10 protein-coding genes are annotated in these 12,280 nt (G+C 60.7%); 9 read left to right on the plus strand and 1 reads right to left on the minus strand.

The window, feature by feature from the left end; all coding sequences use genetic code 11:
• The coding region (locus tag D8U18_RS03525; RefSeq protein WP_131107034.1) for a type I glyceraldehyde-3-phosphate dehydrogenase at positions 1-709 on the minus strand (709 nt) is incomplete at its 3' end.
• A 219-nt stretch (positions 710-928) separates the two neighbouring features.
• Between D8U18_RS03525 and edd the strand changes: the two genes are divergently transcribed.
• The 9 genes from edd (at position 929) to ugpC (ending at position 12,067) form a co-directional block, all read left to right on the plus strand.
• The gene (edd, locus tag D8U18_RS03530) at positions 929-2,755 is read left to right on the plus strand and encodes a phosphogluconate dehydratase (RefSeq protein ID WP_056852632.1); all 1,827 of its coding nucleotides are present in this window, start codon (positions 929-931) and stop codon (positions 2,753-2,755) included.
• Entirely contained in the window at positions 2,752-3,717 is a 966-nt protein-coding gene (locus D8U18_RS03535; protein WP_131107035.1) for a glucokinase, read from the plus strand. The genes edd and D8U18_RS03535 overlap by 4 nt, the downstream gene beginning before the upstream one ends.
• 197 nt (positions 3,718-3,914) lie before the next feature.
• Positions 3,915-4,646 carry a response regulator transcription factor gene (locus D8U18_RS03545; RefSeq protein ID WP_056852630.1) on the plus strand — a complete coding sequence of 244 codons (732 nt, stop codon included), beginning with the start codon at positions 3,915-3,917 and terminating at the stop codon, positions 4,644-4,646.
• Entirely contained in the window at positions 4,636-6,105 is a 1,470-nt protein-coding gene (locus tag D8U18_RS03550; protein WP_056852629.1) for an ATP-binding protein, read from the plus strand. Before D8U18_RS03545 ends, D8U18_RS03550 begins: the two co-directional genes overlap by 11 nt.
• Before the next feature lie 192 nt (positions 6,106-6,297).
• A complete protein-coding gene (locus D8U18_RS03555; RefSeq protein WP_131107037.1) occupies positions 6,298-7,557 on the plus strand; it encodes an AGE family epimerase/isomerase in 1,260 nt (419 codons plus the stop codon).
• Between the two features lie 118 nt (positions 7,558-7,675).
• Positions 7,676-8,977 (plus strand): ABC transporter substrate-binding protein, encoded by a 1,302-nt coding sequence (locus D8U18_RS03560; RefSeq protein WP_130931478.1) that lies wholly within the window; start codon positions 7,676-7,678, stop codon positions 8,975-8,977.
• A gap of 180 nt (positions 8,978-9,157) precedes the next feature.
• Entirely contained in the window at positions 9,158-10,066 is a 909-nt protein-coding gene (locus tag D8U18_RS03565; protein ID WP_056852626.1) for a sugar ABC transporter permease, read from the plus strand.
• Complete coding sequence (locus tag D8U18_RS03570) at positions 10,059-10,904, plus strand: carbohydrate ABC transporter permease (RefSeq protein WP_056852625.1); 846 nt, start codon at positions 10,059-10,061, stop codon at positions 10,902-10,904. Before D8U18_RS03565 ends, D8U18_RS03570 begins: the two co-directional genes overlap by 8 nt.
• 2 nt (positions 10,905-10,906) lie before the next feature.
• Positions 10,907-12,067, plus strand: a complete 1,161-nt coding sequence (ugpC, locus tag D8U18_RS03575; protein WP_056852624.1) for a sn-glycerol-3-phosphate ABC transporter ATP-binding protein UgpC — start codon at positions 10,907-10,909, stop codon at positions 12,065-12,067.
• Positions 12,068-12,280 lie beyond the last annotated feature (213 nt).

The raw sequence follows: 12,280 nt of genomic DNA on the forward strand, positions 1-12,280 counted from the left end.
GTACACGCACCGCCATGCCGGTCAGTTTGCCCGCCAGTTCCGGCAGCACCAGGCCGACCGCTTCAGCGGCGCCAGTCTTGCTCGGGATCATGTTCTGGGTGGCCGAGCGCGCACGGTACGGGTCGCTGTGGTAAACGTCGGTCAGGTTCTGGTCGTTGGTGTAAGCGTGGATGGTGGTCATCAAACCGCTTTCGATGCCCAACTCGCGGTGCAGCACCTGGGCCACCGGGGCCAGGCAGTTGGTGGTGCACGAGGCGTTGGAAATGATCTGGTGCGATTGGCGCAGAATGTCGTGGTTGACCCCGTAGACCACCGTGGCGTCGGCGCCTTTGGCTGGCGCCGAGATGATCACTTTGCGTGCGCCGGCCGTAATATGCGCGGCAGCCTTGGCGCGGTCGGTGAACAGGCCGGTGCATTCGAACACCACGTCAATTTTTTCCGCGGCCCAGGGCAGGTCGGCCGGGTTGCGAATGGCGCTGACGGCAATACGGTCGCCATTGACGGTCAGGCTTTCCTGATCGTGCTGGACATCCGCGTCGAATGTGCCGTGAACGGTGTCGTATTTGAGCAGGTGCGCATTGATAGCGCTGTCTCCGAGATCGTTGATGGCAACGATCTGCAGATCCTGACGGTAGCCCTGGGTATAGAGTGCGCGCAGGACGTTACGGCCAATCCGGCCAAAACCATTGATTGCAATTCGAAGAGTCATTAACAGCGCCACCGTCGTTTTGTTGTTGGAATTACAAGATTATTCGCAAAAAAATAGAAAACAAGCCTTTTTAGTGGCAATATTTTGTTTTATCTACAACGAGTGACCTGAATCAACTGGTCCGAATGGTCAAAAAAACCGTCTGTCATCCCATCGACACCGGCGTTTGATCAGCATAGACAATCAGGTCGCCACATCCGTTAGCCTGGAGTTCTACACATGCATCCCCGCGTCCTTGAGGTCACCGAACGGCTTATCGCCCGCAGTCGCGCCACGCGTGAGGCTTACCTTGCATTGATTCGCGGTGCGGCCAGCGACGGCCCGATGCGCGGCAAGCTGCAATGCGCCAACTTCGCCCACGGCGTGGCCGGTTGCGGCAGCGACGACAAGAAGAGCTTGCGGATGATGAATTCCGCGAACATTGCAATTGTTTCGTCATATAACGACATGCTCTCGGCGCACCAGCCGTACGAAGTCTTCCCTGAACTGATCAAGAAAGCCCTGCGCGAAATCGGCTCCGTCGGCCAGTTCGCCGGTGGTACACCGGCCATGTGCGATGGCGTGACCCAGGGCGAGCCGGGCATGGAGCTGAGCCTGCCGAGCCGTGAAGTGATCGCGCTGTCCACCGCCGTGGCGTTGTCCCACAACATGTTCGACGGCGCGCTGATGCTCGGCATCTGCGACAAGATCGTCCCGGGCCTGATGATGGGCGCGCTGCGCTTCGGTCATCTGCCGATGATCTTCGTGCCGGGCGGGCCGATGGTCTCCGGTATTTCCAACAAGCAGAAAGCCGACGTGCGCCAGCGCTACGCCGAAGGCAAGGCCAGCCGCGAGGAGCTGCTGGAGTCGGAAATGAATTCCTACCACAGCCCCGGCACCTGCACCTTCTACGGCACCGCCAACACCAACCAATTGCTGATGGAAGTCATGGGCCTGCACTTGCCGGGTGCGTCCTTCGTCAACCCGAACACGCCACTGCGTGACGCCCTGACCCGCGAAGCGGCGCATCAGGTGACGCGCATTACCAAACAGAACGGCGACTACCTGCCGATCGGTGAAATCGTCGACGAGCGTTCGCTGGTCAACTCCATCGTGGCGCTGCATGCCACCGGTGGCTCGACCAACCACACCCTGCACATGCCGGCCATTGCCATGGCGGCGGGCATTCAGTTGACCTGGCAGGACATGGCCGACCTCTCCGAGGTGGTGCCGACCCTGAGCCACGTCTACCCGAACGGCAAGGCCGACATCAACCACTTCCAGGCGGCGGGCGGCATGTCGTTCCTGATCCGCGAACTGCTGGAAGCCGGGCTGCTCCATGAAAACGTCAACACCGTGCTCGGCCATGGCCTGAGCCGCTACACCAAGGAGCCGTTCCTCGACAACGGTGAACTGGTATGGCGCGAAGGCGTGACCGAGAGCCTTGATGAAAGCATTCTGCGGCCGGTCGCTCGGGCATTCTCGCCAGAAGGCGGTTTGCGCGTGATGGAAGGCAACCTCGGTCGCGGCGTGATGAAGGTGTCCGCCGTGGCGCTGGAAAACCAGATTGTGGAAGCGCCGGCAATGGTGTTCCAGGATCAGCAGGACCTGGCGGATGCGTTCAAGGCCGGATTGCTGGAGAAGGATTTTGTCGCGGTGATGCGCTTCCAGGGGCCGCGCTCCAACGGCATGCCGGAACTGCACAAGATGACGCCGTTCCTCGGTGTGCTGCAGGATCGCGGCTTCAAGGTTGCGCTGGTGACCGACGGGCGCATGTCCGGCGCGTCGGGGAAAATCCCGGCAGCGATTCACGTCAGCCCCGAAGCTTATGTCGGCGGCGCTTTGGCGCGGGTGCAAGAGGGCGATATCATCCGCGTCGATGGCGTCAAAGGCACCCTGGAGCTTAAGGTGGACGCCGAAGAATTCGCAGCGCGCACACCGGCCAAAGGCCTGTTGGGTAACAACATCGGCACCGGTCGCGAACTGTTTGGTTTCATGCGCATGGCCTTCAGCTCGGCGGAGCAGGGCGCCAGCGCCTTTACTTCTGCCCTGGAGACGCTTAATTGAAACTGGCTTTGGTCGGTGACATCGGTGGGACCAACGCACGTTTCGCGTTGTGGAAAAACCAGCAGCTGGAATCGGTCCAGGTGTTGGCGACAGCAGATTTCGCCAATCCGGAACAGGCAATCAGCCTTTACCTGAGCGGGCTCGGCCTGGCACCGGGGGCCATCGGTTCGGTGTGCCTGTCGGTGGCCGGCCCGGTGAGCGGCGATGAATTCAAGTTCACCAACAACCACTGGCGTTTGAGCCGCAAGATCTTTTGCCAGACCTTGCTGGTGGATCAGCTGTTGCTGGTCAACGATTTTTCGGCCATGGCGCTGGGCATGACCCGTTTGCAGCCCGGCGAATTCCGCGTGGTCTGCGAAGGCACGCCGGAGCCGTTGCGGCCGGCGGTGGTGATCGGTCCCGGCACGGGGTTGGGCGTCGGCACTTTGCTCGATCTCGGCGAAGGCCGATTTGCCGCGCTGCCGGGGGAGGGTGGTCACGTCGACTTGCCGCTGAGCAGCCCTCGCGAGACTCAACTGTGGCAGCACATCTTCAATGAAATCGGGCATGTCAGCGCTGAAACGGCATTGAGCGGCGGCGGCTTGCCACGGGTTTATCGGGCAATCTGTGCGGTGGACGGGCATGAGCCGGTGCTTGAGACACCGGAAGCGATCACCGCTGCCGGTCTGGCGGGAGACCCGATTGCGGTGGAAGTGCTTGAGCAGTTCTGCTGCTGGCTCGGTCGGGTGGCCGGCAACAACGTACTTACTACCGGTGCGCGCGGTGGCGTGTACATCGTGGGCGGGGTGATTCCACGCTTTGCCGATTTCTTCCTCGAAAGCGGTTTCGCAAGATGCTTCGCCGACAAGGGGTGCATGAGCGATTACTTCAAGGGGATTCCGGTGTGGCTGGTGACGGCACCGTATTCCGGGCTAGTAGGCGCCGGTGTGGCCCTCGAACAGGCACACCCTGTTGTGACATAAGTAATCTGTGGCGAGGGAGCTTGCTCCCGCTCGGCTGCGCAGCAGTCGCAAATTCGGCAAGCACGATGTCCTGGCAAAACAGCGGGGCCACTTCGCAGCCCAGCGGGAGCAAGCTCCCTCGCCACAAAAGCTCGTACGCCATCTGTTTTTGCTCAGGCATAATCCGCCCCAATTCCAACAACAAGGATGCCTTCGAAGTGAGCTCAGTCAACAAGTCGATTTTGTTGGTCGATGACGATCAAGAGATACGCGAGTTGCTGGACACCTACCTGACCCGCGCCGGGTTTCAGGTACGTACCACGCCCGATGGCGCCGGTTTTCGCCAGGCCTTGAATGACGAACCCAGTGATCTGGTGATCCTCGATGTGATGTTGCCGGACGAAGACGGTTTCAGTTTGTGTCGCTGGATTCGTCAGCACCCGCGGCGGGCTCAGGTGCCGATCATCATGCTCACCGCCAGCTCCGACGAGGCTGACCGGGTGATCGGCCTGGAGCTGGGCGCGGACGATTACCTGGGCAAACCCTTCAGCCCTCGCGAACTGCAGGCGCGCATCAAGGCGTTGCTGCGTCGTGCGCAGTTCGGCCAGGAGCGCAGCGGTGGGGAAGTGCTGGCCTTCGATGACTGGCGGCTGGACATGGTCAGCCACCGGCTGTTTCACATCGACGGTGAAGAAGTGATTCTGTCCGGCGCCGATTTCGCCTTGCTGAAACTGTTCCTCGATCACCCCCAGGAAATCCTCGACCGCGACACCATCGGCAACGCCACCCGCGGTCGTGAACTGATGCCGCTCGACCGCATTGTCGACATGGCGGTGAGCCGATTGCGCCAGCGTCTGCGCGACACCGAGAAACCGCCCCGGCTGATTCGCACTGTGCGTGGCAGCGGTTATCAACTGGCAGCCAATGTGATTGCCAGCAATGGTCACTGAATCCCTGCGCAAACTCGCAGGGCGCGTGCCGGTGCCGCGCTCGCTGTTGGGGCGCATGTTGCTGCTGACCCTGCTGGCGGTGCTGTTCGCCCAGACGTTATCGAGCGTGATCTGGGTCTCGCAATTGCGTGCTACCCAGCTTGAAGGCCTGGTCACCAGCGCCCGCAGCCTTGCCCATTCGATGACCGCCAGCGTGAGTTACTTCCGTTCGTTGCCCGTGGCGTTTCGGCCGTTGGTGCTCGACCAGTTGCGTAGCATGGGCGGTACGCGATTCGTGGTGACGCTCAATGACAAACCCCTGGGCATGGACGTGCTGCCAATCACCCCGCGCAAGGAAGCGGTGATCAACGCGGTGGACGAAGTGTTGCGCCAGTCCCTTGGCCATGACACCGATATTTCGGTGACCTTCGTCAGCCCCGAGGATCTGCGGATTTTCAACGCCGGCCTGAAGCTCGACGAGCTGCCACGCTCCTGGGCGCATTACGCGCTGACCCTGGAGCCGGTTAATCCGCCCGTGCTGGTCACGCAAATCCAGATGGCACCCGGCGAATGGTTGTACATCGCCTCGCTGCTGCCCGAGCCCTACACCAGCCTCGAAGAACAAGGCCTGCCGGCGCAGCAGGTGTGGTTCATCGTACTCACCAGCGGTTTCCTGCTGTTGTTCATCGGTCTGTTGGTGCACTGGCAGAGCCGTCCGCTCAAGCGCCTGGCGCGGGCCGCGCGGGATTTGTCGCTGGGCGCCGACGTCGAGCCGGTGGCCGAGGGTGGCGGCAGTGAAGTGGTCGAAGTCGGTCGCGCCTTCAACACCATGCGCGAGCGCATCAGCCGTTACCTGACTGAACGCAGCCAGTTGTTCAGCGCGATTTCCCACGATTTGCGCACACCGATTACCCGCTTGCGCCTGCGCGTCGAACTGCTCGAAGACGAAAAGCTGCAAGCCAAGTTCGGCCGTGATCTGGATGAGCTGGAGCTGCTGGTCAAAGGCGCGCTGCAATGCGTGAAAGACACCGACATCCACGAGAACATCGAGCCGGTGGATCTCAATCATGTGCTCGATTGTCTGGTGGAACCGTATCTGGCACCCAACGGCAATGGCCGCGTGACCCAGCAGGGGCGGGCGCTGGCGGCGTATCCGGGCAAGCCATTGGCGCTCAAGCGCTGCATCGGCAACCTGATCGACAATGCCCTCAAGTACGGGCAGAACGCGCATCTGCACATCGATGACGACGACAGTGCGTTTGTTTTGCACGTCGATGATGAAGGGCCGGGGGTCCCGGAGCAGCGGCTGGAGCAGGTGTTCGAGCCGCACTTTCGTTTGGCCGGGCAGCAGCAGGGGTATGGCCTGGGGCTGGGAATCGCCCGCAACATTGCCCATAGCCATGGTGGTGAAGTCAGCCTGCAGAATTTGCGTGAGGGCGGGTTGCGCGTAACCCTTCAATTGCCTCGAAGTCTAGACTGACGACCGCGTTATCGTTCATCGCGAGCAAGCTTTGCTCCTACAGGCACCGCGCACTGTAGGAGCAAAGCTTGCTCGCGATGAATGCAAAGCAAATGTCACAGGCTGGTGACAAAACCCGGCCCCTTCGTTACAAGCCCGCCACTGCCCGTTGTTTATGCTGGCCCTCAGTCATAACAACAAAAAAGGTCCTCCATGCACAGCTTCCAACCTGCCTTCAGCAGTTGGCTGAACGCACCTGCCCATCAGCAATGGCTCGCCACCGAAGGGTTGCGCCTGTTGGCGTTCGCCAAAGCTTCGAAGCTTCCCGAAGGCTTCGGTAACCTCGATGAAAAAGGTCACCTTGCGGCCAATGCGCAAGCGCAAACCATGATCACCGCACGCATGACCCACAGCTTCGCCATGGCCCACATTCAAGGCCTGCCGGGGTTTGCAGCGCTGGTCGATCATGGCGTCGAAGCTCTGCGCGGACCGTTGCGCGATGTCGTGCACGGTGGCTGGTTTGCGGTGGCCGAACACCGCGACGGCAACACCGGCAAGAATGCCTATCTGCATGCCTTTGTCGCGCTGGCCGCCAGTTCCGCGTTAGTCGCCCAGCGTCCCGGCGCACAAGCGTTGCTCGATGACGCCATCGACATTATCGACACCTACTTCTGGAGTGAGGAGGAGGGCGCCATGCGCGAGTCCTTCAATCGCGACTGGAGCGAAGAGGAGTCGTATCGCGGCGCGAACAGCAACATGCACGCCACCGAAGCCTTTCTCGCCCTGGCCGATGTCACTGACGACAACCGCTGGCTGTGCCGTGCGCAGCGTATCGTCGAGCGAGTGATCCACGGCCATGCCGCTGCCAACGACTACCTGGTGATCGAGCATTTCGACCGCGACTGGCAGCCGCTGCGTGAGTACAACCACGACAACCCGGCCGATGGTTTCCGTCCTTACGGCACCACGCCGGGCCATGGATTCGAATGGGCGCGGTTGCTCCTGCATCTCGAAGCGGCGCGAGTGCAGGCCGGCATGCTGACACCCGGATGGCTGGCCACCGACGCGCAAAAACTCTTCGAGCAAAATTGCCTGCACGGCTGGGATGTCGACGGTGCAGCGGGCGTTGTCTACACCCTCGACTGGGACAACAAAGCAGTGGTCCGCCATCGCCTGCACTGGACTCATTGCGAAGCCAGTGCCGCCGCCAGCGCCTTGTTGCAGCGTACCGGTGATGAACAATTCGAGCGCTGGTACCGACTGTTCTGGGAATTCTGTGACAGTTTTTTCATCGACCGATGCGACGGCAGCTGGCATCACGAACTCGATCCGCTGAATCGCCCTAGTGCTGATATCTGGCCGGGCAAACCGGATCTGTATCACGCCTGGCAAGCCGTGCTGATCCCTCGACTACCGTTGTCGCCCAGTATGGCAACGGCTCTGGCGCAAATGTCCCAGGGCGGTTCTGTGTAACCATGCGGTGACATTCGCGCGTCCCTTCGTTACCTGCGAGGGGAGGCGTCCTGTTTAAACTCCTGTGCAGCGCAAGCACCAGACTTGCATGCATAACAACAAGAAAGGTACATCTCAGATGAATGCGATTTCTCGCCTCGCTACTGTCATTTCTGTCGCCTCCCTGTTCCCGCTCGCAATGCTGCCGCTCAGTGTTTCCGCTGCCGAATCCAAAGGTTCGGTCGAAGTCGTGCACTGGTGGACATCCGGTGGTGAAAAAGCCGCCGTTGATGTGCTCAAGGCCCAAGTCGAAAAAGACGGTTTTACCTGGAAAGACGGCGCCGTGGCCGGCGGTGGCGGTGCGACGGCCATGACCGTGCTGAAAAGCCGCGCCGTTGCCGGCAACCCGCCAGGCGTTGCGCAGATCAAGGGGCCGGACATCCAGGAGTGGGCGTCGACCGGTCTGCTCGACACCGACGTGCTCGAAGACGTTGCCAAAGCAGAGAAGTGGGACAGCCTGCTCGACAAGAAAGTCTCCGATACCGTGAAGTACGAGGGTGATTACGTGGCCGTGCCGGTGAATATTCACCGGGTGAACTGGCTGTGGATCAACCCGGAAGTCTTCAAGAAAGCCGGTATCACCAAGAACCCGACCACCCTCGAAGAATTCTACGCCGCTGGCGACAAGCTCAAGGCTGCTGGCTTCATCCCGCTGGCCCACGGCGGTCAGCCATGGCAGGACAGCACCGTGTTCGAAGCTGTCGTGCTGTCGGTCATGGGCGTTGATGGCTACAAGAAAGCCCTGGTCGATCTGGACAACAAGGCGCTGACCGGTCCGGAAATGGTCAAGGCGCTGACCGAGCTGAAGAAAGTCGCGACCTACATGGATGCCGACGGCAAAGGTCAGGACTGGAACCTGGAAGCGGCCAAGGTCATCAACGGCAAGGCCGGCATGCAGATCATGGGTGACTGGGCCAAGAGCGAATGGACCGCCGCCGGGAAAGTCGCCGGCAAGGACTACGAGTGCGTAGCGTTCCCGGGCACCGACAAGGCGTTCACTTACAACATCGACTCGCTGGCGGTGTTCAAGCAGAAAGACAAAGGCACCGCTGCCGGTCAGCAGGACATCGCCAAAGTCGTGCTGGGTGAAAACTTCCAGAAAGTCTTCAGCATCAACAAAGGTTCGATCCCGGTGCGCAACGACATGCTGGCCGACATGGGCAAGTACGGTTTCGACTCGTGCGCCCAGACGGCAGCCAAGGACTTCCTGGCTGACGCCAAGTCCGGCGGCCTGCAGCCGAGCATGGCGCACAACATGGCGACCACGCTGGCGGTACAGGGTGCGTTCTTCGATGTCGTGACCAACTTCATCAACGACCCGAAAGCCGACCCGGCCGATGCGGCCAAGAAACTGGGCGCGGCGGTTCAGTCGGCCAAATAAGGTCGTCCTTACCTGCCCCCCTGTAGCAGCCATTTTTTGTGGGAGCTGGCTTGCCAGCGATGCAGGCACCTCGGTTCAACAGTTGCACCCGAGTGATGCGATCGCTGGCAAGCCAGCTCCCACAGAAGCCGCTCCTACCGGGATCGTCTGAAGTTTTTATTCCTCGTACTGGATCTTCCCATGAGTTCTGTTGCTGTGTTCAGCAAGGCCTCGCCGTTCGATGCATTGCAGCGCTGGCTTCCAAAACTGGTGCTGGCGCCGAGCATGTTCATCGTTCTGGTGGGCTTCTATGGCTACATCCTGTGGACGTTCATTCTGTCGTTCACGACCTCGACGTTCCTGCCCAATTACAAGTGGGCAGGGCTGGCGCAATACGCGCGGCTGTTCGACAACGACCGCTGGTGGGTGGCGAGCAAGAACCTGGCGCTGTTCGGCGGCATGTTCATCGGCATCACCCTGGTGATCGGCGTGCTGCTGGCGGTGTTCCTCGACCAGCGCATCCGGCGCGAAGGTTTCATCCGCACCATTTACCTGTACCCGATGGCGCTCTCGATGATCGTCACCGGTACCGCATGGAAGTGGCTGCTCAACCCCGGCATGGGCCTGGACAAATTGTTGCGTGACTGGGGCTGGGAAGGCTTCCGCCTGGACTGGTTGATCGACCCGGATCGCGTGGTCTATTGCCTGGTGATTGCCGCTGTCTGGCAAGCCTCGGGTTTCATCATGGCGATGTTCCTCGCCGGCCTGCGGGGTGTTGATCAATCGATCATCCGTGCCGCGCAGATCGATGGCGCGAGCATGCCGCGCATCTATTGGAAAGTTGTGCTGCCAAGCCTGCGTCCGGTGTTCTTCAGTGCCGTGATGATTCTGGCGCACATTGCGATCAAGAGTTTCGACCTGGTGGCGGCGATGACGGCCGGCGGCCCGGGTTACTCCTCGGACCTGCCAGCGATGTTCATGTATTCGTTCACCTTCAGTCGCGGCCAGATGGGCATGGGCTCGGCCAGTGCGATTCTGATGCTCGGTGCGATTCTCGCAATCATCGTGCCTTACCTGTACTCCGAGCTGAGGACCAAGCGTCATGACTAGTCTCGCTGCCAAACCTGCCATCAGCCTGAGTCGCATCGCGATCTACGCGGTGCTCATCCTGGCTGTGCTGCTTTACCTGATACCGCTGGTGGTCATGCTGTTGACCAGCTTCAAGACCCCGGAAGACATCAGCACCGGCAATCTGCTGAGCTGGCCGACCGTGGTCAGCGGCATCGGCTGGGTCAAGGCCTGGGCCACGGTTGATGGTTACTTCTGGAACTCGATCAAGATCACCGTTCCGGCGGTGCTGATCTCCACGGCCATCGGTGCCTTGAACGGTTACGTGCTGTCGATGTGGCGTTTCCGTGGTTCGCAGCTGTTCTTCGGCCTGCTGCTGTTCGGTTGCTTCCTGCCGTTCCAGACCGTCCTGCTGCCGGCCTCGTTCACCCTCGGCAAGATGGGCCTGGCAAGTACCACCACGGGCCTGGTGTTCGTGCACGTGGTCTACGGCCTGGCGTTCACCACGCTGTTCTTCCGTAACTACTACATCAGCATTCCGGATGCGCTGGTGAAGGCTGCGCGCCTCGACGGTGCGGGTTTCTTCACCATCTTTCGCCGGATCATTCTGCCGATGTCGACGCCGATCATCATGGTCTGCCTGATCTGGCAATTCACCCAGATCTGGAACGACTTCCTGTTCGGCGTGGTGTTCTCCAGCGGTGATTCGCAACCGATCACGGTGGCGCTGAACAACCTGGTCAACACCAGCACCGGCGCCAAGGAATACAACGTTGATATGGCAGCGGCGATGATCGCCGGGCTGCCGACCCTGCTGGTCTATGTGGTCGCAGGCAAGTATTTCGTGCGCGGGCTCACGGCCGGCGCAGTCAAGGGGTAATCATGGCTACGCTCGAACTTCGCAATGTAAACAAGACCTACGGCGCCGGCTTGCCGGACACCCTGAAGAACATCGAACTGTCGATCAAGGACGGTGAGTTCCTGATCCTTGTCGGCCCGTCGGGCTGCGGCAAGTCGACCCTGATGAACTGCATCGCCGGTCTGGAAACCATCACCGGCGGCGCGATCATGATCGGCGACCAGGACGTCAGCGGCATGAGCCCCAAGGATCGCGACATCGCCATGGTGTTCCAGTCCTATGCGCTGTACCCGACCATGAGCGTGCGCGAGAACATCGAGTTCGGCCTGAAAATCCGCAAGATGAGCCAGTCGGCGATCGACGAAGAAGTCGCCCGCGTGGCCAAGCTGTTGCAGATCGAGCACCTGCTCAATCGCAAGCCGGGCCAGCTCTCCGGCGGTCAGCAACAGCGCGTGGCGATGGGCCGTGCCCTGGCGCGCCGACCGAAGATTTATCTGTTCGACGAACCGCTGTCCAACCTCGACGCCAAGCTGCGGGTCGAGATGCGCACCGAAATGAAACTGATGCACCAGCGCCTGAAAACCACCACGGTCTACGTGACCCACGACCAGATCGAAGCGATGACGCTGGGCGACAAGGTGGCGGTGATGAAGGACGGGATCATCCAGCAGTTCGGTACACCGAAAGAGATCTACAACGACCCGGCCAACCTGTTCGTGGCGAGCTTCATCGGTTCGCCGCCGATGAACTTCATCCCGCTGCGGTTGCAGCGCAAGGACGGTCGTCTGGTGGCGCTGCTCGACAGTGGCCAGGCCCGTTGCGAATTGCCGCTGGGCATCCAGGACGCCGGTCTCGAGGATCGCGAAGTGATTCTCGGCATGCGCCCGGAGCAGATCGTACTGGCCAACGGTGAAGCCAATGGTTTGCCGACCATTCGCGCCGAGGTCCAGGTTACCGAGCCAACCGGCCCGGACACTCTCGTTTTCGTCAATCTCAACGACACCAAGGTCTGCTGCCGCTTGGCCCCGGACGTGGCGCCGCAAGTCGGCGAGACCCTGACCCTGCAATTCGATCCGGCGAAAGTGCTGCTGTTCGATGCCAAGACCGGCGAGCGCTTGGGGGTTGCCGGTGTGCCGAAAACCGAGGCGCACGCTGCCAACGTCGCCCAGTTCAAAGGCCGCTGAAGATCATAGGTGGGAATGGATTTTTGTGGGAGCTGGCTTGCCAGCGATGCAGGCGACTGGTTTTGACGTCGAACCGAGGTGATGCCATCGCTGGCAAGCCAGCTCCCACACAAAAGCCCATCTCCACAGGGGGAATCCGTGGCGGATGGCCTGTCATCCGCCGCAACTGATGTAACCGCGTTGGAAAAAGAAAAGTTAATAACAATAAAACGA

This window comes from Pseudomonas sp. Sample_10, from assembly GCF_004321495.1.
Taxonomy (GTDB): domain Bacteria; phylum Pseudomonadota; class Gammaproteobacteria; order Pseudomonadales; family Pseudomonadaceae; genus Aquipseudomonas.